This is a genomic window from Nocardia sp. NPDC005978 (assembly GCF_040614455.1).
Classification (GTDB): Bacteria; Actinomycetota; Actinomycetes; order Mycobacteriales; family Mycobacteriaceae; genus Nocardia.
In genome coordinates, this window is sequence record NZ_JBEXUS010000034.1 from 40065 (window position 1) to 65458 (window position 25394).

The following is a 25394-nucleotide window of genomic DNA, read 5'->3' on the forward strand; positions in this document are numbered from 1 at the left end:
TTACAACCAGATTCCCCGTGAGTGGGACACAGCCCCAGCGTGATTCCGCTTCCCGTCGGCTACTATCGCAGCGATACGCTCGACCGTCGGCCCGGCAAGCGGGCCGCCAGCCTTGGGGGGCACGCCGCACACCGACCCGAACATCAGTTATTCGAATTCGCTATCAGAATGCCCGATAAGGATTCTCGCCGACCGCCACAGCTCGCGGAGCCCCGACAACATGGACAACTGACCATGAGCCGCGGGCAGTTACCGCGCCGGTCGCCGGTACCGACCACCCCCCAGCACCCTCGACCACCGTCGCGCATCGAAGCGCGAAAGACCCTCTGTGTATGACAGGTACATCTCCATGGGTATAGAACTCCGTGCCCCCATCGACGCTATTGCCGCGCCGCTGAATTCGCTGCGTCCCGGCGAGCGCGATCAATGGCGAACTCGTTACTCGCGGCAATTGCTGGCGATCGACTTCTTCATGGTTTGTTTCGCTGTCGTTCTCACGCACGTAATCGATTCGGTCCGGGCAGCGGATGCGTCCATCGATTGGCGACCGCAACCGGCGGCCACCAGCACCCTGATCTCCGCGGGCATAGCGCTCGCGTGGCTGACACTGCTGAACTGGAATGGCGCCCGCTCGCCACGGGTAATCGATACCGGCAGCGGCGAATACCGGAAGTTGCTGTCCTCGGCGCTGCATCTGTTCGGCCCGCTCGCGATCGTCGCGCTGGTATTGGGTCTGGACGACGCCCGCACCTATCTGGCGATCACCCTGCCGCTGGGACTCACCGGCCTGATCCTGGGCAGGTTGATCTGGCGGCTGCGCACCGCGCGCCGGCAGACGCCGCACGCGCACCAGCGATCGGTTCTGATCGTGGGCAGCACCGAAGCCGCGCGGACCATGGCGGCGGCGTTCTCGCGCAGCCGGCCGGTCCGCTATCGCGTCGCCGGCGTCTGCACGCCGGACCGGCTCCCGGCGGCGGACTCGGCGGTCATCGAGATCGACGGCCGTTCGATACCCATCGTCGGCGATGATCGATCGGTGGTCCGTGCCGCACGCCGCGTGGGCGCGGACACCGTCGCGGTCATGGCCACCAATCATCTGGGCCCCAGCGATATTCGCCGAATGGCGTGGGATCTCGATCTGGCCGGTGTGGAATTGATCGTCGCGCCCGGCGTGATCGACATCTCCAAAACGCGTATGACGAGCCAGCTCCTCGAAGGCATGCCGATGCTCCATATCGACGGGCCGCAATACGACCGCGCGATGTCACTGCACAAAGCCGCGTTCGACACCTGTTTCGCGATCCTGGCGCTGATCCTGGTAGCTCCGCTGATGCTGGTGATCGCCGCGGCGGTCAAACTCACCAGCAAGGGCCCGATCTTCTATCTCTCGGAACGAATCGGCGTGGACGGCAAGCCGTTTCGAATGATCAAGTTCCGCAGCATGTACGCCGACGCCGACCGTCAGGCCCCGGCCCTCATCACCAGCAACGGCGGCAACCCGCTGTTCTTCAAGCTGAAGAACGATCCCCGGATCACCCCGGTCGGCCAGTTCATCCGCAAGTACAGCCTGGACGAGCTGCCCCAGTTCCTGAACGTGCTGCGCCGCGACATGAGCGTCGTCGGCCCCCGGCCCCAGGTGCGCCGGGAGGTGCGCTCCTACAACGGCGTAACCCGCCGCCGGTTGCTGGTCATGCCCGGCATCACCGGTCTGTGGCAGGTCAGCGGCCGTTCCGACCTGGCCCCGGAGGAGTCCGTCGAACTCGACCTTTTCTACGTCGAGAATTGGTCGATGCTGTTGGATATGAGCATCATCGGGAAAACGATCACGACCGTGGCGCGCGGCGACGGGGCGTACTGACCGCGGTGCGCGCACGGCTGTCGAGCGGCGGACGCCGGTATCAATATGCTGTAGCATGATCGCTCGCAGCGAAGCGAGCCGGAGAATGGGTGGGCTGACAATGGACGAGGGGGCGGCCTTCTCCGAACGACTCGAGTATCTGTTTCGCACGATGCCCAACGCACGGGGGCAGCGGTACACCGCGGACGAGATCGCGCGGCGGGCCGCCGAACGGGGGCACACCATCTCGGCGGTATATGTGGCGCAACTACGTTCGGGCCTGAAGCAGAATCCGTCGCTGAAGCACGCCGCCGGACTGGCCGCGGCGTTCGACGTCGACATCCGGTTCTTCACCGACGACGAGACCTGGCAGCGCGGCAGGCAGGAGATCGAGTATCTGCGGCTCGCCACCGCGCCGGACATCGAGGCCCTGGCGTTCCGGGCGCTCGATCTCTCCCAGCAGTCGCTGGCGTCGTTGATCGACTACCTCAAGTTCCTGCGGGTGCAGGAGGGTTTGCCCGCCGACCCCCCGGATCTGCCCGAGGCCCGGCCGTCGAGCTAGCCGGTTCCCGCCGAATCGTGCTGTGACACAGCCGGAATGGATCCGGCTGCCGAACGGAACAGGGCGGCGGCGGCCAATTCGTACGCGGCGTGGTTGGTTTCGTCGCGCACCGCGCCGGCGACGGTCTCGTGGTCCAGCGAGTGGGCCGCGGCGAGCGCCGGTGCGTCGCGTTGCAGCAACCGCAGCCCGTCGCTGATCTCGACCAGCATCTCGGTGACATTGGTTTCGGCCCGCAGGCTCACCCGGTCCCGGAATCGAATCTGCGGGTAGCGCTTCAGCAGCCAGTCGTGCAGTGGCGCCAGCTGTTCGAGGTAGGACAGCGCGATACGGGTGCTGCGGAAGGTGCCGGACACCACCGGGCCGATCGCGCCGGCGACGAGCAGCACGCCGCCGGCGACCTGCAGGGTGCTGGTGATCCCCTGCGCCCAGGGCGGCGGCATGACCGGCCACAGCACGACCACCACGATCACCCACAACTCGTAGGCGATGTAGACCACGGTCACGCCGGACAGCGCCGCCAACAGCCCACGCCGCCAGGAGAATTCCTGCCGGTAGGCGCGGATCGCGGCCCGTGCCAGCGGGTACATGGCGTGAATCACCATGACCGCCTGGACAACCCAGTAGATCCGCATGCGGGGACTCCCGCCGAAGTCGTAGCCGTAGCCGAGTCCGTGCGGTTGCTGCGCCGAGGTCGCGAACAACACGACCAGAACCACCGCGACGAACCCGTACACCACCAGGGTCGTCACCACCCGCCTGCGCGTCGCGGGCGGTCCGGCCGAGAGGTAGTCCAGCCAGTAGAGCGTCGACAGCGCCAGGGCCGCCAGCAGGCACAGGTGACTCAGCAGATACGCGGAGTTCACCCGCACCATCGCGAACAGCTCTTCGGATCCGGGCAGGATCAGCACGTAGCCGAGGCAGAGCAGGCCCAGGATGACGACCGGCGCCCACTGCCCCCGCGCACCCTGCGGCGGCAGCTGCCAGATGGCCGCGAGCAAGCCGACGAAGATGAGAACACCCATCGCGGTGCTGAACTGCGTCACCGGCTAGCCGATTCTGGTGCGCGGAAAGCCCAGTGCGGTACGGATTTTGGCCTGCTCGTCGGCGCCGCTGTCGCTCCATAGAATGGTGCGCAGGGTGCGGCGGGCGAACGCCTCCGCCTCGCGTTCGCTGCCGATGTCGTACGCGGATCGGTACCGGCCCCGCGCGAAGTGCGCGATGGCTCCGGGGCCGAGCACCGAGCACACCGCCGCGCCGGTCTCGATCCGGTGGTCGATCGTGCTGTGGCCGTGCAGGATATGGCCGGCTTCGTGCAGCACGGTGTTGATCCGGGCGATGGTCGGCAGGTCGGCGTCGTACTCGATGAGATCCCCGGTGTCGGTGCGCAGCCACCGGCCCGCCACCGCCGGGGGCAGCACGGTGCTCGGGGTGATCCGGACCGGAATTCCACTGGTCTCGAACAGGATTCGGCTGAAGCCGGACAGGGTGAACGGCTGCAGCTGCGCGGTGCGGCGTTGCACCGCGGTCAGTGTCCGGTGTCGTGCTCCTCGGATCATGCCGATGGCTCGGCCACGCCTGCTAGGCCACCACTCATGTGCGCGGACAGTACCGGGTGGAAGCACACGGTGTCCACAGGTGTGCCCGTGCCGGTGGCGTGATCCCGATGGTTCCACCCCTTCGCGATCGGATGCGCGGAGCATCCCGATGAATGGGATACCTGATAGTCGATTCGGACAATTGACTGCTTCTGTGAGACGCGACACTCCGAATTCCGATTCTTCGGCATACCTGAAGTGGCATTCCGCCACGATGAAAGGCATTCCCACTTATGCGAATCCGTTCTCTTCGACTTTCCGTAGCGGTAATGGCGGTCGCGGCCGCGACCGCCGCCACCGGTGTAGCCGCCGCCGATATCGGCACCGGCAGCGGTTCGGGCAGCGGCGCCTCCAACGAAATGGTGATCACCCTGGTGCGCCACACCGAGTCCGCGGGCAACGCCTCCGGCCTGATCGACACCAAGGTGCCCGGTCCCGACCTGACCGCACGCGGCCGGTCGCAGGCGGACAAGCTGGCCGTCGAGCTTGCCGGCAAGGACTACGACTGCGCCTACACCTCGAACATGGTGCGCACCGCGCAGACCGCGGCCCCCACCCTCACCAAGCAGGATCTGAAGGCCAAGGTTCAGCCCGGCTTCCGCGAGATCGAGGCCGGCGACTACGAGGGCACCCCCGAGGCGAACTCGCTCGGCGGGTACCTCCAGGCGCCGATCAAGTGGCTCTCCGGCGATGTGAACGCGCGAATCCCCGGCTCGATCGACGGCAACGAGTTCGACGGCCGCGTCGATCAGGCCCTGCTCGACGTGCAGCGCAACAACTGCAAGAACCCGGTGATCTTCTCGCACGGCGGCACCATCATGTTCTGGTCGATGATGAACGCCGACAACGCCGACAAGGGCAAGCTGGGCACCGACCCGATCCGCAACGGCGGCCGCGTGGTCCTCAAGGGCACCCCCCAGACCGGCTGGACGATCGTCGAGTGGGTCGGCCACCCCGACCTCGGCTGATTTTTCTCCGCGTCCCGTCCGCCGATAGGTGAGGGACCGCATCCGATGTGATGCGACAGCGGAACGCTGCGAACGATATGAAGAACGGCCCCGGTCCGCTGGATCGGGGCCGTTCTGGTCGCCGGCACAGAACTCCGCTACTCCGCCACCGCGCCGATGACCGCGATGGGTGCAGCTCCAGAGCATTGCAATTCTCATCCGGCGCAACATGTTACGCACTCGTATACTCCCGAATCGCAGCGCCGCAACGTGTCTCACGCCGAAGCTCGGCGCCGATTCGATGGCGCCGCCAGGGAGGATCAACGCATATGAAGTCGCTTGCGAGGTTGGCGGTCGGCAGACCCAGAATTGTGGTCGCGGTGGCGCTCGTACTGCTGGTGCTGGCGGGAGCGGGCGGGGGTTCGCTGCAACAGCGGCTCTCCGGCGGCGGATTCTGGAACGCGGATGCCGAATCGGCACGGGCAGCACAGGTCTTGTCCGACAGGTACACCACCGGAACACCCAATGTCGTAGTGCTGGTGGATGTTCCAGGGTCGGGTGAAACCGTCGACACGGCGGCGGTCGCTGCGACCGGATCCAAGCTCACCAGGGAACTGGCGGCTGTACCCGGGGTGCGCTCGGTGAATTCCTACTGGTCGACCGGTTCCCTGGACTTCCTGCGCAACGCCGATCGCACCCGTGCGCTGGTCGCGGTGGATGTCCCGGGAGACGAACTCGCGGTCGACGAGGTGGTGGGCCGGCTGCTCGACACCTATCGAGATCACGACTACGACGGGCTACGGCTGCGTTTCGGGGGCAGCGCCGTCAGCTACCACGACGTCACCGCCCAGCTCACCGCCGACCTGAAGGTCAGCGAGGGAATCTCGATTCCGATCCTGCTGGTGTTGCTCGTCCTCATCTTCGGCAGTCTGGTCGCGGCCGGACTGCCACTGGCGCTGGGCATGGTGTCCATTGTCGGCACCTTCGGAATCCTGCGGGTGCTCACCGAGTTCACCCAGGTCTCCAGCTACGCGCTGAACCTCACGACGGTGCTGGGCCTGGGTTTGGGAATCGACTACAGCCTGTTTCTCGTCAGCCGCTTCCGCGAGGAACGCCGGGCCGGTCGCGAGGTCGCGGACGCGGTGACGGCGACCGTCACCACCGCCGGCCGCACCGTGCTGTTCTCGGCGGGCACGATCGTCGTCGCCATGCTGGCGATGCTGTTGTTCCCCATGCCGTTCCTGCGCTCGCTCGGCGCCGCCTGCCTGTCGGTGGCCCTGCTGGCCGCGCTGGCCACCGTGACGCTGTTGCCGGCGTTGCTCATGCTGTTCGGCCACCGGATCGACACGCTGGATCTGCGCCGGGGTGTGCGGCGGTTGCTCGGGCGCCCCGAAAGGGAGCCGCGCCGGCCCGAGGATGGATTCTGGTATCGCAGCGCCCGCCGAGTCACCCGCCGCCCCTTGATATTCGGTGGCGCGGCGCTACTGCTGGTGCTCGTACTCGGCGCGCCGTTCGCCGGGCTCCAGCTGGGCCTGACGGACGATCGGGCACTGCCGAGCACCGTGGAGAGCCGCCAGGTCGGAGACGTACTGCGCGCCGAGTTCCCGGCCACCACGGCCGGGCAGTTCGATGTCGTGGTCGACGGCCCGATCTCCGCCGCGGATCTCACCGCACTCACCTCTCGGTTGCAACTCCTGCCGCATGTCGGCCTGGTCCGCACCCAACCCGGCCCCGACGGCGCGCACCTGACGGTGCTGCCCGAGGTCGATCCGTACTCGAAGGACGCGGACGCGCTGCTGGCCGGCATCCGCGGCATCGACTCGCCCGCGCCATTGCTCGTCGGGGGCGCCACCGCCCAGAACGCCGACACCAAATCCGGTTTGGCGCAGCGACTGCCGCTGGTGGTGGCACTCATCGTGCTGGCGATGATCGTGCTGCTCTTCGCCTTCACCGGGAGCGTTGTGCTGCCGTTGAAGGCGGTGCTGCTCAATACGCTGAGCCTGTCGGCCACCTTCGGTGCGATGGTCTACGTGTTCCAGGACGGGCACCTGAAGTGGCTCGTAGGCGACTTCACCGAGACCGGTTACCTGGCCGCCCCGGTGCCGGTGCTGGTGTTCTGCCTCGCGTTCGGACTGTCGATGGACTACGAGGTCTTTCTGCTCTCCCGCATCGCCGAGGAATACCGGGCACGCGGTGTCACCTCCGACGCCGTCGCCTACGGACTCGAACGCACCGGCCGCATCGTCACCGCGGCGGCCGCACTGATGACGATCGTCACCGCGGCACTCATCTTTTCGGAGGTCTCCTTCATGAAACTGATGGGTGTCGGCCTGACCTTGGCGGTGCTGATGGATGCCACCCTGATCCGGGGCATCCTGGTACCGGCTCTGATGCGGCTGATGGGCTCGGCCAACTGGTGGGCGCCGGAATTCCTGCGCCGCGCGCATCGCCGGATCGCCATCGTCGAACAGGACGCGCCCGCGCGAGTGTGAGTCATATCGCGCCGGACCCGACACTCCGAATCCGGGTCCGGCACAGCACTGTACCGACATTCCGTTGCGACCGTGCTGATTTCACGCAATCGTCATGGCGATATGGCTCATCATTCACCGGCCTGTCCACCCGACGCACCGCTTGCCCCTGGTTTTCGGGGGTCGTGAATTGTCTTACTACCGAAGGGTATTGGCTATACCGGACTGCCGTGGCACAGTGAACGCCGGTAAGAACCCATAGCGGCCCAACCGGTGCTTTCGCGCTCGCCTGTGAGCGAAATGCACAGTGCCCAATGGACTTTCGGATCGCCGCAGCGTAGCGGGATCGAGCAATCATCGGCTCTCCACCCCAGGGGCAATCCATGTCCGCTTCCAAGCGTTTCCCCCTCACGGCCTATCAGCGCGACATCTGGACGGTCGTCGAGCTGTACCCCGGTCTGCCCAGCTATCTCTCGAACGTCGTGGGCAGGTTCTCCCTCGATATCGATGTGGCCGCGATGATCGCGGCCATCGAGCGCACCTGGGCCCGCAACGACGGCCTCAGGTTGCGGTATCGCGTCGTCGATGGCGTTCCCTATCAGGAGCTTTCACCCGAACCGATGCCCGCCGTCCAGGTGATCGATGTCAGCGCGGCCGCGGATCCACGGGCCGAGGCCGAACGCCGGGTCCATGACCTCACCGGCGCCGCGGTGGAGCTCACCACGACGGTGCCGTTCCGGGCTCACATCGTCCGCGCCGGGACCACACTCACCTACGTGGTGGTGACCACCCATCACATCGCGGCCGACGCGACAGGTCTGTTTCACATCGGGGCGCAAATTCTCACCGATTACGCGACCGCGGTGGCGACCGGAAGTCCGCTCGAGCTACCGGGATCCTCGTTTCTGCGATGCCTGGACTTCGAACGGGACTACCGCGCCAGCAAGGACTACGGTCGAGACCGGGACGCACTCGTCTCGCGGCTGCGCACGACCACACCCGCGCTGTTCGACCGGCCGCACGCCGCCGCGGGACTCGCTCCGGTGACCTCCTACGAGTTCACGCTGGAGCGCCCGCTGGTCAACCGGATTCGAGAATCGGGCGTATCGCTGTATCCGTACTTCTGCGCCATGATCGGTCTCTACCTGTCCCGGGTGCTGCGCGCCGAGGAGATCACGATCGGAATCCCCTTCGGCAATCGCACCGACCCCGTCGAACAGGCCACCATCGGCGACTTCGCCAACACGCTCCCGCTCGGCGTCCGCACCCGTGGTCACGCGACCGTTCGCGACCTCATCGACGCGGTGAAAACCGATGTGCGCCAGATGAAGCAGTATGAGCGCTATCCGCTCGGCGATCTCATGGGCGACCTGCGCCGGGCGGGCAATCCGGCGCGGCAGCTCTTCGACGTCACCGTCGCCTATCCGCGCCTGCCCGACGCCGCCGGTCTGATCCCGGGGCTCGAGGAAGTCAGCCAGCCCTCCCAGGGCTACAGCCCGCTGGCCATGGCCTGGACCATCTCCGAGATCGACGACGACGGTCCCCTGCTCATCCGGCTCGACCACGCCAACGACATCTTCGATGCCGACTATCCGATCGAATCGGTCGCCACCCACGTCACCGCGCTCCTGTACGCGGGTATCGATGCCCTGGACGCCGACCCTGCGCGGTTGCCGATGCTCACGGCCGCCGAGCACGACCTGCTGACCGACCGCTCCCGCGCGACCACCCGGCCCTACGACACCGCGCTCAGCGTCATCGGGCGGATCATGACGCGGGCCGAGCAGACCCCGGACGCCCTCGCGGTGCACGGCACGGACACCCTCACCTACCGCGAGCTGGCCGCCCGCACCGCCGCCCTGTCGGGCCTGTTGCGCGAAACCGGCGTCGGCGCGGGCGATCTCGTCGCGGTGATGCACGACCGCGGTCCGGACATGCTGGTCGCGATACTGGCCGCCATGCACGCCGGTGCGGCCTACGTCCCGGTCGATCCGAGCTACCCGGCGGATCGCATCGCGTACCTGCTCGCCGACAGCTCCGCCAAGGTGGTCCTCACCGATGCCGTGCGGGCCGCGACGCTCGACAACGTGGTCGCGCTGACTCCCGAGGACCGGCCCGCGGCCGTGCCCGCGCCGGCAACGCCGCCCGCCGGCGGCGACCTCGCGTACGTCATCTACACGTCCGGTTCCACCGGACGTCCCAAAGGCGTCGCCGTAGAACATCATTCGATCATCAACAGACTCGGCTGGATGCAGCGGCGATACCCGTTGCGGACCACCGATGTAATTCTGCAGAAGACGCCGTCCTCGTTCGACGTGTCGGTGTGGGAACTGTTCTGGTGGGCGATGGAGGGCGCTCAGGTCGCGCTGCTGCGGCCCGGCGGTGAAAAGGATCCGCGGGAAATCCTGCGCGCCGTCGCCGATTTCGGCGTCACCGTCCTGCATTTCGTGCCGTCCATGCTGACCCCGTTCCTGGACGTGCTGGAATCCGACCCCGCCGCGGCGTCCCTCGCGACCAGCCTGCGCACGGTCTTCTGCAGTGGCGAGGCGCTACTGCCGCACCAGGTCACACGGTGGAACCGGATCTTCGGCGGACTCGGTGCGGACATGCCCCGGCTGGTCAATCTCTACGGTCCGACCGAGGCGACCGTCGACGTCTCCTACCACGACTGCCCCACCGACCCGGCGCAGCCGGTCACCCGGGTCCCGATCGGCCGGCCGATCGACAACACCCGCCTGTACGTGCTCGGCCCGGACGACCTGCCGCAGCCGATCGGCGTCGCGGGCGAATTGTGCATCGCCGGTGCGGGTCTGGCGCGCGGATACCTGGGCCGGCCCGAGTTGGATGCGGAGAAGTTCGTCGCCGACCCTTTCCACGCCGGTGAACGTATGTACCGCACCGGCGACCTCGCCCGCCGGCTCGCCGACGGCGAAATGGAGTACCTGGGCAGGATCGACCGGCAGGTGAAGATTCGCGGGAATCGAGTCGAATTGGGCGAGGTGGAGAACGCGCTCGCGACGCTGCCCGGGATGCTCTCCGCGGTGGTCATCAACCGCGAATCCCCCACTCGCGGCGACTATCTCGCAGCCTACTGCGTGACCGACGCCGAGTTCGAGCCCGCCACGATGCGTGCCGAGCTGATGAAGACACTGCCGGAGTTCATGATCCCCGCGCAGTTCGCGCGCATCGACGCGATACCGCTGACACCCAGCGGAAAGACCGACCGCAACGCACTGGCCGCGCTGGACAGCACACCCGAATCCGCCGCCGGCACCGCCGCGCGCACACCCGTGGAACAGCAACTGGCGCAGATCTGGTGCGAGGTGCTCGACCGGGAGACGGTGTCGGTCTTCGACAACTTCTACGATCTCGGCGGCGATTCGATTCTGCTGCTGCGGGTTCGGGCTCGCGCCGAGGCACGCGGACTGCTGCTCAGCGCTCGCGACATCGCCGAGAGCCCGACGATCGCCGAGCTCGCCGTGCGGGCGCGGCCCGGCGCGGCGATCGCGACCGGGCCGGAGCCCTTCGAGCTCGTCGCGGGGATCGACCGGGCTCGGCTCGGGCATGTGGTGGACGCCTATCCGTTGACCAGACTGCAACTGGGCATGCTGTTCCACAGCCGCGAACGCGCCGACTCCTCGCTCTATCACGACGTTTTCCGCTACTCGCTGCGCATGCCGTGGGACGAATCGCGGCTACGCGCCGCGGCGCGGCGAACCGTGGCCCGGCACCCGCTGCTGCGCACATCCTTCGAACCGGCCGCGTATTCCGAGCCGCTGCAGCTGGTGCACGCCCACCTCGAACCACCGATGTCGGTCACCGACCTGCGCGCGATGGCGGCGGACGATGCCCGGGCACATATCCGGGACCACGTCGAGCAGCGCCGGCTGCGGCAGTATCCGCTGGGGCAGCCGGGCCTGTTCGATCTCGCGGTGTTCCGGCTCCCGGATCGCATCGACCTGGTGCTGTCGTTCCATCACGCCATCCTCGACGGCTGGAGTGTGGCGACCGTGCTCTCGGAGTTGCTCGCCGACTACCGCGGCGCGCAGCTCGGCGATTCCGGCACCGAGCTGCCGTCGTTCGCGGAGTACGTTCGCGCCGAGCGTGCCTCGATCGAGGATCCCGCCGACGCCGACTACTGGGCCCGCGCACTCGAGGGCGCGGAAGCGACGCGCATCCCCGGCCTGCGTCCGCATGTCCCGCACGATCGGACTCCCCTCGGCGAGCCCGGCGACGCGCGCGTTTCGCTGCCCGTCGCCGTACCCGGCGAGCTGCTCGCACGGGCCGACGACGCGGCCGCCGCGACGCATGTTCCGGTGAAGGCGGTCCTGCTGGCCGCGCACCTGTGCACGCTCGGCCTGCTGTCGGGCCGCACGGATGTGACCACCGGCGTCGTCACCCATGGCCGCCCCGAACGCCTCGACGCCGAACGCATGGCCGGACTGTTCCTCAATACGATGCCGCTGCGGCTGGACATCTCGGGTCGAACCCGCCAGGAGTTGCTGACCGGCGTCTTCGATCGTGAACGCCACAGCGCGCCACACAAGCGATACCCGCTCACAGAGATCCAGCGCACCGCCGGCGTGGTGCTCGACACCGCCTTCAACTATGTCCACTTCCACGCCGCGGGCGCGGCGCTGGACGCGCTGGACGTGACGCTGCTGGGCATCGACATCCGGGAGGACACGAATTTCGCCCTGCTGGTCAATGCCGTGCGCAACCCGCTCGACGGCACGCTGACCCTGCGCATCGACGGCGACCCGGATGTCTACACCCGAGATCAGCTCGGCGACATAGGCCGGACCTACCTGGCGGTCCTGGATCTGCTCACCGGCGACCTCACCGCCACACCCGACTTCGGCACGCTCGCCCCCATCCCGGAGCGCGCGCCCGATCCCGTGCACACCGGCACCGTGATCGAGCTGTTCGATCTCCGCGCGGCACGCACACCCGATGCCGTCGCGCTGGAATTCGATTCCCGCACGGTGACATACGCGCAGTTGTCGGCGGCGTCGAATCGAATGGCGGCGAACCTGATCGCACGCGGGGCACGGCCGGGCGACCGGATCGCCGTAGCCGTGGATCGGTCGCCGGAACTGATAATGACCGTGCTCGCCATCGCCAAGGCGGGCGCCGCCTGTGTGCCGCTGGATGTGACCTATCCGGCCGCCCGGCTGCACGCCATGCTCGAACAGGCCCGGCCGTTCGCGGTGATCACCGGTCCCGGTCACGAAGCGCAAGTGCCGGAACACTATTCGCGGATCATCCTCGATGAGCTGATTTCCGGCGACGCCGCCGCCGTCCTGCCGGATCCGGACCCGGCCGCCACCGCATACGTGCTGTTCACTTCGGGCTCGACCGGTACGCCCAAAGGCGTGACCATGCCGCATCGAGCACTGGCGAATCTGGTGCGCTGGCAGCTGTCGACCGGAAGTGGTCTGCTCGCCGGGCTCGACCGTGCGCCCGCGACAACACAATTCGCGCCGCTGTCGTTCGACGTCTCCTTCCAGGAGATCTACTCGACGCTGTGCGGCGGCGGGCGGCTGATCCTGCTCGGCGAGGAGCAACGGCGCGACCTGCCCGCACTGGCGCGGCTGCTGGGCGCCACCGGCGCCGAGCGAATCTTCCTGCCGTACGTGGCCCTGCAGCAGCTGGCCGAGGCCGCGATTCGCCTGGACGCCGCCCCCGCCGCCCTGCGGGTGATCATCTCCTCCGGTGAACAGCTGCGCGTCACCGACGAGATCCGGGCACTGTGCGCGGCGGGCACCGACGTGGTGCTGGAGAACCAGTACGGCCCCACCGAAACTCACGTCGCCACCAGCTACACCATGTCCGGGGATCCCGCCCTGTTCCCGGACCTGCCGCCGATCGGCACGGCCATCGACGGGGTGGAGATCCTGGTGCTCGACGAACAGCTGCACACGGTGCCCGACGGCGTGCCCGGCGAGATCTACCTTGCCGGTGCGGCACTCGCCGACGGGTACGAACATAGGCCCGACCTCACCGACGCGGCCTTCCTGGCGCACCCGTTCGCACCGGGACGGCGGATGTACCGGACCGGAGATCTCGGTCGCAGGCAGGCCGGCGGAGCCGTGATCAGCGACGGCCGCCGCGGCGGCCAGGTCAAGATCCGCGGGCACCGGGTGGAGCCGATGGAGGTGGAGTTGGCGCTGATCCGTGCCACCGCCACCCTGCCGGGCGTCACCGAGGTGGCGGTGGTGGCGCACACCGCCCCCGCGGCCTCCAGCGCGCAGACCCGGCTGGTGGGTTTCCTGGTCGGATCCGGCGCCGATGTCCACGAGCCGGAACTGCTTACGGCACTGCGGGAATGGCTACCCGAGCCCATGATCCCCAGTCGCCTGGTGTGGCTGGACGCCATGCCGCTGACCCCCAGCGGCAAGCGGGCGGACCGGGTGCTCGCCGGTATGGCGCTGCCCGCCACCGCCGCCGCCGATCCGGTCCGGCCGCGCACGCCGCTCGAAGCCGGACTCGCCGCGCTCCTGGCCGAGGCGCTGGGGCTGCCCGAGGTGAGCGTGTACGACGATTTCTTCGCGCTCGGCGGCACATCGCTCACGGCGATGCGATTGATCGTCGCCATCGAACAGCGCTACGGGGTATCGCTGCCGGTATCGGCGCTGGCGACCGGCTCCACGGTCGCCGCCCTGGCCGCACGACTGGGCCGCGATGCCGATGCCGAGTTCGATCCGTTGGTGGTGCTGCGCGAAGGAACCGCGGCTCCGCTGTTCCTGGTGCATCCGATCGGCGGAAACGTGCTCTGCTACGTCGAATTGAGCAAACAGCTGCCCGACGGGCAGCCGCTGTACGGCTTGCAGGCCGCCGGGCTCGCACCCGGCAGCACCCCGGTCGACACCCTCGCGGACATGGCCCGCGGCTACATCGCGGCGCTGCGCCGCGTACAGCCCGCGGGCCCCTATCACCTGGGCGGCTGGTCGCTGGGCGGCATGGTGGCCTTCGAGATGGCGCAGCAGTTGACCGCCGCCGGCCACGAGGTCGCAACGCTGGCCCTCATCGACACCATGACCGTCCGGCACGGTGATGGGAAGCCGATCCCGCGCCACAACCTCCACGAGTTCTTCCTGTGGGAGCTGCTGTGGCTGGCGCGCGGCGCGGACACACCCGTGGTCGAGATTCCCGCCGAGCTCGAAAACGATGACCAGGTCTTCGATTTCATCCTCACCACCGCCATCGCGTCCGGGGTGCTCCCGCCCGCCGGTTCGCGGGAGCTCGTGCGGCGGCTGTTCGAGGTGTTCGCCGGCGGCTGGCGGGCCATCGACGGGTATCGGCCGCGTGCGTACGACGGCGACATCACCCTGCTGCGGGCCGCCGAGCCGTTGCCGCAGGTGTTGCGCCCCGCGCACGACTCGGCCGGCACCCTGCACCGCGACCCGACCAACGGCTGGGACGCCTACGCGGCGGGGCATCTCGAGGTCATCGAGGTGCCCGGCGACCACCTGACCCTGATCCAGCATCCGCACGTCACCGAGGTCGCCACCCAGCTGACCAGACTTCTCCAGCGGGCGGCCGCGACCACCTCGTGAAAGCATCGAATTCCGTGACACAGCAAGGAAACCCCGTGAACTCTCCCAAAAAGTCCGCGATCGTCGTCGGAGCAGGCATCGGCGGTCTCACCGCGGTCGCCGCGCTGCGGCGCGCCGGAATCGACGTGGTGCTCTGCGAGCGCGGCCCGGAACTGCGCGCCGCCGGATTCGGCCTGTCGGTGCAGTCCAACGCGATGAACGCTCTGCGCACCCTGAATCTCGGCATCGACGAGGAGTTGCTGAAGGTGGGCGGCCGCGCCCGCTCGTTCACCTTCCGCCGCCCCGACGGCTCGGACATGCGACGCATCGACGTGGCGCCCATCGACATCGAACTGGGCGCCCCCTCGGTGGCGCTGGCCCGCAAGGACCTGCACGACGTCCTACTGGCCGCCTGCGGCCCCGATCTTCGAGTCGAACTTAACGCGGAGGCAACGGGTTTCACCGAGACCGCCGACGGAGTTCAGGTGAGTTTCGCGGACGGCCGCACGCTCGACGCCGATGTACTGATCGGCGCGGACGGGATCAACTCGGCCATCCGCTCCCAGCTGCACGGCGCCGAACCGCCGCGCACGGGCGAATTCGTCTGCTGGCTGGCGCTGGTTCCGTTCAGTCATCCGGCGATCGAACCCGGGGCCTCGATCCACTACTGGGGTCGCGGCATGCGGTTCGGCATCCATGACATCGGGCACGGCAACGTCTACTGGTGGGGCACCATGACCACCACCGGCGAACTGGCCGCGAACTGGCCGCACGGCAAGCAGGATCTGTTCTCCCGGTTCCAGGGCTGGTCCGGTGAGATCGGCGAGATCATCTCCGCCACACCGGAATCCGACATCCTCGCGCTGCCCTCGCAGGACCGGCCACCACTGACCTCGTGGGGCCGGGGCCGGGTCACCCTGCTCGGCGACGCGGCCCACCCGATGCTGCCCAGTCTCGGGCAGGGCGCGAACTCCGCGATCGAGGACGCGGTGGTCCTGGCGCACGCGCTGGCCACCCACGCTGACGCCGAGGCCGGGCTGCGCGCCTACGAGCAGCGCCGAATTCCACGGACCACCATGCTCGTCGACGGTTCCCGCAAGCTGGGCCGGCTCGAACAGACCCGCAACCGGGCGATGATCGCCGTCCGGAACAGGTTCATCGCGCGGGGCAACGAAAGCAAGCTGCGCGACAATCTCGCCGAGCCGATGACCTGGCCGGGGCTGGGCGATCCGGAACCCGTTGCGGCACTGCCGCGTCCGCTGTCGGTGCTGGAACGGTGGCATTGGACCGCGGATCAGGTAGCGCCCCTGCACATCGTGTCGCGGGTGCGCGTCACCGGCGACCTCGACGCGGGCGCGGTGCGCATCGGGCTGGACGCGCTGGCCCGCCGCCATCCCATGCTGCGCGCCGTGGTGCACAGCGACGAGGGCCGCAATCCGCGCTTCTTCCCCATCGAGATGCGGCCGATTCCCTTGCGCGAGGTCGCATCCGGCGACTGGACCGCCGAGATCGACACCGAGTTGCGGGACCGATTCGCCGACGGCGCACCCCTGCTGCGCGCCGTACTGGTCACCGTCGCCCCCGACGTGCACGACCTGATCCTGACCTCCACCTACGTCATCGCCGACGCGGTGACCATCCTGTCGTTCGCCCGCCAGGTCCTCGAACTCGCCGCGGATCGAAACACCGGCTGGGTGGCGGAGGTCCCCGCACCGCCCGGGCCGGAGGACCTGTTCCCCAAGCCCTTCCGCGGTGTGCGGGGCACGGGCAGGTCACTGGGCCGACTGGCGGCGGACGGACTGCGCGACCTGCGCGCCAAGCCGGTGCGCCTGAGTGCCAGTGCCGAATCGGCTCCCGCGCAACGCTTCACCAGGCTGACACGGAGCGTGATCGACGGACCCCGGTACGAGGCACTCCTGCGGGAGTGCCGGGACCGCGGCGTCGCGTTGCCGAGCGTGGTCGCCGCCGCGCTGGCCCGGGCGGCGGGCTCGGATGCCGGAGCGCCGCAGGCGAATTACCCCGTCGGCGTCTCGGTGCTGTTCCGCGAGCAGCTCGACACCCCGCTGGACGACACCCGGACCGGCGCCTACCAGGCGATGATCGCACTGCCCACGCCGGCCGGGAAACCCCTGTGGGACACCGCCGCGGCCTTCGACGCCGACTTCACCACCCGGGTGGGCAAACGCCAGCACCTCGCCAACCTGGGCAGCATGGCGTTCATGACCCCCAAAACCCCGGCCCACTCCGACAAGACGGTCGAACTCCTAGATGCCCGGGGCCCCGGCAACCTCTGCCTCACCCACCTCGACACCCACGACTTCCCCACCCGCATCGGGCCGTGGGAAGTCTCGGACCCCGAGTTCCTCTCCGGCATGTCCATCAGCGGGATGATGATGCTCACGGTCGGCGCGGGCCCCACCGCCCTCACCCTGAATCTCGGCTACGTCGAGGGCCTGCTGACCCCCGCCCGCGCCGACGCCCTCCTCGCGACCCTCACCGAGGCCCTGCACAGCCTGGCCCCCGCCCCGGAACCCGCGGCCACCCACTGACGACGACACCGGGTCGTGGATGCCCGGCCCTGCACCGCTACTTCGATTTCGACCGAATCGCAGAGTGTTGCCGGGCCGGGACCTCGAGGGATCCAGCGGGCGGATAAGTCTGTCACAGACCGGGATTCGGATGGGGCAGCGCACGCAGGGCGGCCCCGAGCTCGAGGACCGCCCGGGGGTCGGCGAGGGAGCGGCCGGTGACCTCCTCTATGCGGCGCAGGCGGTAGCGGACGGAGTTCGGGTGCAGGAAGAGTGTGCGGCCCGTGTCGGCGGCGGAGCCGTTCTCGGCGTACCAGGTGCGGAGGGTTTGCAACAGGCGTTCGCGTTCTTCGTGGGGCAGAGCCAGCAGTGGGCCGAGTGCGACCCGGGTCATCCGTTCGGCCTCTATCGGCGCCGCGGCGATCAGCATGGCGAGGGGGTCGTCATCGAAGCGGGCCACGCCGCGGGGGCGGTCGCGCAGACCGGCGAGGGCGAGGCGGGCGAAATGCAGTGCCCGGGGCGTCTCGGGCAGGGCGTCGTAGGGCGGACTGATGCCCACGCGGGTGTGATGGGCCCGTAATGCCTTCAGTGCCACTGGTTCCCGGGATTCGGGCAGAGCGAGTACGCCGATCTGCTGGTCGGGCAGCAATCGCCAGGCGGAGGTGATTTGTGCTGCGCGCAAGGCTATTTCGATGCCGGGTAGGGCTTCGCGGCCGGTGGCGGGTACCGCCGCGGCGACGACGACATAGCGGCCGGTCGGCGGCAGGCCGAGGATGCGGGTCGCCTCACCGAGGGTGACCGGGTCGGCGATCATGCCCGTGAACAGCGCCTCGACCAGTACCGAGCGCTCATGTTCGCGTTGCAGTACCAGTTCGGTGGTGGTTTCCCGGTAGGCGGCCGCGACGGCGACAGCGTATTCACCCGAGAGCGCCCAGACCTCCGCGGCGAGGGCGACGAGCATCGAATCGGTGACCGCGGGGTGGCGTCGCGAGGCGGAAACCAGTTCGGACCACAGGAATTCGAATCCGATGCGGAAGGCGTGCAGGGTTTCGGCCAGGGGCACGCCCTGCCGTGCGCGAAGTCGCCCGGTCTCCCTGGGCGGTTCCGGGTCCACCGGTGCGGTGGTGGTGAAATGCCGCAGCATCAGGGTGAGATTGCGCGTGCAGGAGGTGCGAACGGTGTCGAAGGGGACCTGCGCCTCGTTGCGGTAGGTGTCGAGTTCGACGAGGAAGCGCCGGGCCAGCCGCAGCCCGAGATCATCGATGGTCTCCAGCAGCAGCCCGGCGACTTCGACGATTTCTTCCGGCGGCGTGGTGCGAGGCATTTCCGCAGGTTACCGGTTCGCGATTGTTGCGCAGAACAGTCGGCGGACCGACGATGTTGTCCCCGGATCCATGGGAGCGCGACCACATCTCTGCGACGATTTCGGCGATGTTCCACCTTCGACGTCGCAGGAGCCTCCCCCATGTTCACCTTCACCAGCAGTGACGGCGCCCTCATCCACGTCCGGGACTGGCTGCCGGCCGGCCGGGAGCCGGTCGGGATCGTGCAGATCGCGCATGGAATGGGGGAATACGCCGCCCGCTACAGTCACCTCGCCGAGCGACTCGCCGCCGCCGGATACGCCGTCTACGCCCCGGACCATCGCGGGCACGGCCACAGCATCACGGGGACCCCCGGCGACCTCGGCGAGAACGGGTGGAATCTCCTGGTCGAGGACCTCGTGACACTCACCGGGCTGTTGCGCACCCGGCACGCCGGGATCCCCGTCGTCCTGTTCGGACACAGCCTCGGATCGTTCGCGGTTCAGCAGTACATTCTCGAGCACTCGGCCCTCGTCGACGATGTCGTGCTGTGCGGCACCACCGCGGTCGACCGGCTGTTCGCCATGATCGCCGCGGCCGGCGGGGATCTGGCGGGGCTGTTCAACGCTCGCTTCCAGCCCACCCGCACCACGGCGGACTGGATCAGCCGCGACGAGGCGCAGGTCGACGCGTATGTGGCGCATCCGTGGTGCGGGTTCGAAATCGATCCGGCGAACATGGCGCTGTTGGCGACCGTTGCCGCCGAACGGCTTTCGACGCCGACGACCATTCCCACCGACCTGCCCGTCTACGTGATGGTGGGTGATCACGATCCGCTCAACGACGATCTGCGCTCGAGCGACCTGCTGATCGAGCGATACCGCGCGGCCGGGCTGACCGACATCACCTACCGCGTGTATCCCGGGGCCCGGCACGAGATCCTCAACGAGACCAACCGCGACGAGGTGGAGGCCGACCTGATCGCCTGGATCGGCCGCACGCCGAATCCGTGATGCTCAGTCGCCCCGAGCATCTCCGAACGGAGCGGGCGGAAGCGGCTGGGCGAGTTGACTGTTCATCGTGCCGGTCAGCTCGAGCAGGAATTTCTCGAACCGCCGGAGCTGCTCGGGCGAGTGCCGGGCCATGACGGCGGCGACCTGCTCGCCGAGCGGGCGGAAGAACTCGTCGGCGAGCTCGTGCACCTCCGAACTGCCGCGCAGGGTGATGACGCGCCGGTCGCTGTGCTCGCGCGTGCGCACCACATGGCCGGCCAGTTCGAGCCGATTCAGCAGCGCCGTCGTGGCGGGCTGGGACAGCGAGATCCGTTCACTCAGGCGGGCGGGCGACAGGGCCGCGCCGCGTTCCTCGGCGCCGAGGATCTCGATCAGCGCCTCGGCATCGGTGGAATGCAGACCCAGCCACGTCGCGAACCGCCGGCTGAACTCCCGATAGTTCGCGCCGTAGGCGCGCAGACCCTCGGTCAGCTGATCCTGCTGAGCCCGCTCAACCGGGTGGTTCATGTGCCCCTCGCCCACCTTTCTCGCACCGGCGTGACACCGATGACACCGTTTGACAACCTACTCCGGCCGTATGTACTTTCGCCGTGGAATAATTCCATCATGGAAGTAGGCAGCTAATGAACGAAACGGAGACCGGCGAGCCGCAGGTGGCGGCGAAGACGCCGCTGCTGCGCTGGCTCGGCTTGCTCGCCATCGCTCTCGGCGTCGCGCTGATCGTGGTCGACACCACGATCGTGAACGTGATCATCCCGTCGATCATCGAAGATCTGAATACGGATTCGACTGAGGCGCAATGGATTCAGGAGTCCTACGCGATCGTGTTCGCGGCGCTGCTGCTGGTGGTCGGCCGCGTCGCCGACATCATCGGCGCGCGGCGGGTCTTCGTGGCCGGCGTGGTCGTATTCGGCGTCACCAGCATCCTGGCCGGTCTCGCACCCGGTGGCGGACTACTCGTCGTCGCGCGGTTCCTGCAGGGGGCGGGTGCGGCGATGATCCTGCCGACCTCGCTGGCGCTGCTCAATGCCACCTTCACCGGCAAGGCCCGCGGACAGGCGTTCGCCGTCTGGGGTTCCACCATCGGCGCGGCGGCCGCGCTGGGCCCGCTGCTCGGCGGCTGGCTCGCCGAGCACGTGTCGTGGCGCTGGGCCTTCGGCATCAACGTCCCGCTCGCGGTGGTGATCGTGATCGGCGTGCTGGCGTGCATCGAGCGCTCGCCCCGGGTGCCGGGACGGCTCGACATCCCGGGGTCGGTGCTGTCGGTGCTGGGCCTGGGCCTGCTGGCCTTCGGGCTGGTCGAGGGCCGCGTGTACGGCTGGATCACCACCGAGCATCCGATGGAGATCGGCGGCTTCACCTGGGACAGCGGCCCGTCGCCGGTACTGATCGCGCTCGTGCTGAGCGTGGCCGCGCTCGCCGGATTCCTGGGGCGGCAGGCGGCCCTGCGCCGGGCCGGCGACGCCGACAAGGCACTGATGGACCTGAGCCTGTTCCGGCTGGCATCGTTCCGCAACGGCAACATCGCCACGCTGATCATCGGGCTCGGAGAGTTCGGCATCGTCGCGGTGCTGCCGCTGTGGCTGCAGTTCACCCTCGGCTACAGCGCGCTGCAGGCGGGCCTGGCGCTGGTGCCGATCGCCATCGGCAGCTTCATCGCCAGCGGCGCCAGCTTCGGCCTGGCCGACAAGAACGTATCGCCGGTGAACCTGGTCCGGCTCGGTCTGGCCTTCGAGGTCGTCGGCCTGGGCGCGCTGGCACTGTTCGCCGCACCGGACAACTCGTGGTGGTCACTGGCACTGATCCTGTGCCTGTACGGCATCGGTGTCGGGTTCGCGACGGCTCAGGTCACCAATGTCGTTCTGGCCGACATCCCGGACACCGACAACGGCCAGGCCTCCGGCATCCAGAGCGCGTTCCGCCAACTCGGCTCGGCGCTCGGGATCGCGGTCCTGACCACGGTCTTCTTCACGACGCTCGGATCGCAGGTCACCAACCACCTCAGCGCGGACGGCATACCCGCCGCCCAGGCGGAAGCGCACGCGCAGGCGATCACCGACAGCGCGGGCGCGGCGATCGAAGGGTATGCGGCACAACCGCAGACCGCGCCGATCGCGGAAGCGGGCCGTATCGCGATGACCGACGGGATCGAGCTGGGTGGTTATCTCGCAGCGGGATTCGTGCTGCTGGGCTTGATCGCCACCGCGCTGATCCCGAAATCGGCAGCGCGCGACGAACAGTCGGCGCGTTCGCCGGTCGCGCACACCTGACCGAAAAACGATCTCCGGCCCGCCCGGCTTCCGGGTGAGTCGGAGATCGTGAGTCGCCGATTCCTTCGCGGTCGAGCCGACCGGGACCGAGATGCCCAGGGTGACCGCCGGATTCGAACTGCGACGTGGGTTGCCAGTCCGGCGCGCCGGGAGCTATGCGCTGCCGGTGAGCGAGCAGTTGCCCGGCTTCGCGGGCACACTCGTCGTCCCGTCGGCGAGCGGCACCACGTTGACGACGATCGTCTTGCGGCTGCCCTCGTACGTGGCGGTGAGGGTGTGCTCACCGACAACGCTCGGCGTCCAGTTCACCGACGCCGAACTCGCGTACGACGGCTTGGCCGTGCCGACGCAGACCCCGTTGTCCTCAAACACGACACCGCCGGGAACGAAAGGCAACATCGCCACCGATCCCATGGCGCCGCCGGTGGCCGTCGCGCTCAACGCATATGTTCCCCCGACGAAAAGGGTTCCGTTGCTGAACCCGATCCCCAGGTCGATCACCTCGGCCGCCGAGGCCGGCGCGGCGGTCAACGCCACGGCCGCACCCGCCGCCACCACACACTGTGCACCCCAGGCGATTCGACGACCCAGCATGGTTCCTCCACTCACGTGTCACTCCATCCGTCGTCCCGGATACCCGGGTCCACGAACACTATCGTTCGCAAGTGAGGCGGTGATACCGGCGTTGTGCCCCTAGTTCCGGGGGCAGGGGAACCCGTTCGGCTCCTGCAATATTCGGGGCCGATACAACGAAATACGGCCCCGGAACAAGTGTTCCGGGGCCGTAATCCTGTAGTAGCGGGGACAGGATTTGAACCTGCGACCTCTGGGTTATGAGCCTACAGGAAACAGTTCCGAACGTGTCACCATGTACCGCTGCGTCCTATCTCCACAGGTCAGCGGAATATCCATCGTCCACGATGTCCGCCTGAGTCCACCCCGACCGCTGGGTCCCGCCCTGTCGTGATGCCAAATTTGATGCCAAATCCCAGCCAGTGACCAGCGATTTCCTCGTCTGCGGGTTGTCGGCCGACCACTCCCGTGTACGGCGGTGGCCGGGCAACGACAACTTCTTCGGCATGGCCATTCCGGGACCTATGTACCGATGGCGACCACCGGCTAGGGATTGCAACAGTTCGATGCGATGCGGGCCACCTGTGCCCCAGCAATCGGTGAGACCCCGGTCCCTGGTCCAGTTGCCATGGGGTGCCGGGGTCGTCCCGCCTACACCGTTAGGACGCCGCGTCGGTCGGCGGTCCGTCATCTCACGAGATCGATGCCAGCGGTTGGAGGTCCATAGCGTCTGCCCTTCAATCGTTGCCATACTCGGGCTCGAACCAAGCCTCCAGGTCCTCCGGATCGACTTCGACAGTGAAGCCCTCCTCACCCAGTTCCGACTCCATGATCAGCTCGAACTTGTCGAGCACGAGATGGCAAGTCGGACAGCTGAAGTAGTCAGAACTGACATCGATTTCGGCAATCGTTCCAACGAAGTGATCGCGCTCGTCAGCACCGTAATGAGTCACCCGACGATCGACGATCTCACTACCCTCCAACCTGCCGACGCTCGAACATGCCGGACAGGTTGCTTCCGCGCTGTACTCCAGGACTGGTGTCCAGCGCGGCCAAGCCTGCCACTTCGCCTGTTCACTGCCACTCATTCGCCCCTCCCGGAATCGAGCCAGTGAGAGCTTCGCGGCCTCGATCCGCGACGTGAGCTGGTGCTCGATGTTCTTCTTGTTTTGTGCCAGATGGGCTTCAACCTTGTTGACGCGTTCGGACCCAACCAGCAGCGAGATATCGGTCCCCTGCGCGGTCAACAGGATGTTCGCCTGCGCCCAAAACCTGGGCCACCACGCGTGCGCGGGGATACCTGTGATCCCCAGCGCTGCACCATGAAGGTACTCGTTTCGCCCTGAGGAGATCTTCGAGGCTTCTTCCTCACTGAAGGGACGGAATACCTTCTGGCACCGCTTGAAGATCGTTGATGCCCGCGCCGTCGTGAAGTGCGCGTCTCCCTCGATCAGCCCGGCCGCCTTCAGCACATGCGACCCATCCTCCGTCGGTTCGGCGACGAGGATGGGCGAGACTTTACACAGAGCCGCCTTGGCGAGCAGTTCGAGCGCCAAAGCAGCCCAGAGCTGCTTCTCATCCTCGGTCCTGTCATTCGACGGGTCCATAGCCCTATTAAGGAAGAGCTTTGCCTTGATCCAGAACTGCTCATAGCCATACGGAGTCGTCACTTCAACGGCCCCGTCCTGTAGCCGATCCTGCTCAGCTCACGGTCTTCCCCGTCTACGGCCTTCGCACGGCCATGCAGAACCATGCGGTTTCGCACGAGCAGAAGCTTGTCCGGCTCATCCCAGGCATGCTCGTGGACATCACCATACGACGTAAGCAAGGTAAACGCTTCCTGTGACCGCCTGTCAGCGGGCGTCATGCAATACGGATCGAACCGCAGCCCGTTGTCGTCGGCCGCACAGGCGAGAAAGGTGTCGCGACCGGTACCGACAATGAACACACCATGTTGCACGGGAGAGGAACGGACTACCTCGAACCCCGGACTCCAGATCCTGGTGGCTGTCAAATTCACTGTCTCGAAATGCATTACGACGACATCTGGCATAGCGGGTATATGCGCGCCGTCCACATGCAGTAGCTGAGCGTCCAATCCAACTGTCGCGCTGATCGACCGGGCCGGGGCCTCTGACGCGACAGTCGGTTTTAGCTTCGACACCGCCGAGTCACCCCGTCTGGTCGCGATCGGTTCCCATCCACGCTCGCGCGCAAAACCTTTCAGAAGAGACAGGGACATCGTCGTTGTTGCCCATCCCATCTTCGCGGTGTCGATAACCAACTGGTCGAGGACCTCATAGGGCGATGTCGGCAACCGACAGTCTCCTTTCATTGTTGGCCAGGATCTGCCGTGAACGACCGCTTATCAGGCTGCGGCCGAGCCAGCCCATTATTGCGCCTCGATCCCGGCTATCCAATCCGATTTCGGCCAGGCCGCACCAAGCCGGTTTCCACCCGAGCAGTTGGTGCGGCCGCTGCACCAGCGTTACGTCGTGCGGTCTGTCGAGGCAGTTCGAGGGCTAGATGGCCAACCCCCGAAAGACCTGCGACACAGTCCAGTTAGCCAACAATCGATACCTCACCATCGACTCCAACGAGCAATCCACGGCGACCCATCCCAGCGCCCGCCCACCCAGTTGTCCATGTTCAGTACACCTAGGTCAGCGGAACCGCCTGCTCAGCATGCATGCCACCGCCTCGCTGCTGGTGGGCAAGCTGTCCACGTCCGGGCGGCAGAACACTCTGGCCGGCGC

15 protein-coding genes and 1 tRNA gene are annotated in these 25394 nt (G+C 67.5%); 8 read left to right on the plus strand and 8 right to left on the minus strand.

Annotated elements, in window-relative coordinates:
- Positions 1–349 precede the first annotated feature (349 nt).
- Complete coding sequence (locus tag ABZ319_RS17675) at positions 350–1858, plus strand: sugar transferase (RefSeq protein ID WP_354987478.1); 1509 nt, start codon at positions 350–352, stop codon at positions 1856–1858.
- Positions 1859–1943: 85 nt separating this feature from the next.
- Positions 1944–2399: an XRE family transcriptional regulator gene (locus tag ABZ319_RS17680; protein WP_354987479.1), complete on the plus strand. Its 456-nt coding sequence runs from the start codon at positions 1944–1946 to the stop codon at positions 2397–2399.
- On the opposite strand, the gene ABZ319_RS17685 is transcribed toward ABZ319_RS17680, so the two are convergent.
- The gene (locus ABZ319_RS17685; protein WP_354987480.1) at positions 2396–3442 is read right to left on the minus strand and encodes a DUF6545 domain-containing protein; all 1047 of its coding nucleotides are present in this window, start codon (positions 3440–3442) and stop codon (positions 2396–2398) included. The two genes, ABZ319_RS17680 and ABZ319_RS17685, sit on opposite strands and share 4 nt — an antisense overlap.
- A gap of 3 nt (positions 3443–3445) precedes the next feature.
- Entirely contained in the window at positions 3446–3919 is a 474-nt protein-coding gene (locus ABZ319_RS17690; RefSeq protein WP_354987481.1) for a hypothetical protein, read from the minus strand.
- A gap of 344 nt (positions 3920–4263) precedes the next feature.
- Between ABZ319_RS17690 and ABZ319_RS17695 the strand changes: the two genes are divergently transcribed.
- The 4 genes from ABZ319_RS17695 to ABZ319_RS17710 all read left to right on the plus strand — a co-directional run bounded on the left by ABZ319_RS17695 (position 4264) and on the right by ABZ319_RS17710 (position 17499).
- A complete protein-coding gene (locus ABZ319_RS17695; protein ID WP_354987482.1) occupies positions 4264–4962 on the plus strand; it encodes a histidine phosphatase family protein in 699 nt (232 codons plus the stop codon).
- Positions 4963–5270: 308 nt separating this feature from the next.
- Positions 5271–7433 carry an MMPL family transporter gene (locus ABZ319_RS17700; protein WP_354987483.1) on the plus strand — a complete coding sequence of 721 codons (2163 nt, stop codon included), beginning with the start codon at positions 5271–5273 and terminating at the stop codon, positions 7431–7433.
- Positions 7434–7795: 362 nt separating this feature from the next.
- Positions 7796–14971 (plus strand): amino acid adenylation domain-containing protein, encoded by a 7176-nt coding sequence (locus ABZ319_RS17705; protein ID WP_354987484.1) that lies wholly within the window; start codon positions 7796–7798, stop codon positions 14969–14971.
- Between the two features lie 35 nt (positions 14972–15006).
- Positions 15007–17499 carry an FAD-dependent monooxygenase gene (locus ABZ319_RS17710; protein ID WP_354987485.1) on the plus strand — a complete coding sequence of 831 codons (2493 nt, stop codon included), beginning with the start codon at positions 15007–15009 and terminating at the stop codon, positions 17497–17499.
- Positions 17500–17611: 112 nt separating this feature from the next.
- Here the strand turns inward: ABZ319_RS17710 and ABZ319_RS17715 are convergent, their stop codons facing one another.
- Entirely contained in the window at positions 17612–18802 is a 1191-nt protein-coding gene (locus tag ABZ319_RS17715; protein ID WP_354987486.1) for a helix-turn-helix domain-containing protein, read from the minus strand.
- 141 nt (positions 18803–18943) lie between these two features.
- Between ABZ319_RS17715 and ABZ319_RS17720 the strand changes: the two genes are divergently transcribed.
- Entirely contained in the window at positions 18944–19795 is an 852-nt protein-coding gene (locus ABZ319_RS17720) for an alpha/beta hydrolase (protein ID WP_354987487.1), read from the plus strand.
- Between the two features lie 3 nt (positions 19796–19798).
- On the opposite strand, the gene ABZ319_RS17725 is transcribed toward ABZ319_RS17720, so the two are convergent.
- Entirely contained in the window at positions 19799–20302 is a 504-nt protein-coding gene (locus tag ABZ319_RS17725) for a MarR family transcriptional regulator (protein WP_354987488.1), read from the minus strand.
- Between the two features lie 116 nt (positions 20303–20418).
- Between ABZ319_RS17725 and ABZ319_RS17730 the strand changes: the two genes are divergently transcribed.
- Positions 20419–22065 carry an MFS transporter gene (locus tag ABZ319_RS17730; RefSeq protein ID WP_354987489.1) on the plus strand — a complete coding sequence of 549 codons (1647 nt, stop codon included), beginning with the start codon at positions 20419–20421 and terminating at the stop codon, positions 22063–22065.
- Positions 22066–22218: 153 nt separating this feature from the next.
- Here ABZ319_RS17730 and ABZ319_RS17735 read toward each other — a convergent pair whose 3' ends face one another.
- From ABZ319_RS17735 to ABZ319_RS17750, 4 genes are all read right to left on the minus strand, one after another.
- On the minus strand, positions 22219–22674 hold the full coding sequence (locus ABZ319_RS17735) for a hypothetical protein (RefSeq protein ID WP_354987490.1): 456 nt from the start codon (positions 22672–22674) through the stop codon (positions 22219–22221).
- A gap of 187 nt (positions 22675–22861) precedes the next feature.
- Positions 22862–22943, minus strand: a tRNA-Leu gene (locus ABZ319_RS17740).
- Positions 22944–23375: 432 nt separating this feature from the next.
- On the minus strand, positions 23376–24308 hold the full coding sequence (locus ABZ319_RS17745) for a hypothetical protein (protein WP_354987491.1): 933 nt from the start codon (positions 24306–24308) through the stop codon (positions 23376–23378).
- A complete protein-coding gene (locus tag ABZ319_RS17750) occupies positions 24305–24955 on the minus strand; it encodes a hypothetical protein (RefSeq protein ID WP_354987492.1) in 651 nt (216 codons plus the stop codon). Before ABZ319_RS17750 ends, ABZ319_RS17745 begins: the two co-directional genes overlap by 4 nt.
- Positions 24956–25394: the final 439 nt, after the last annotated feature.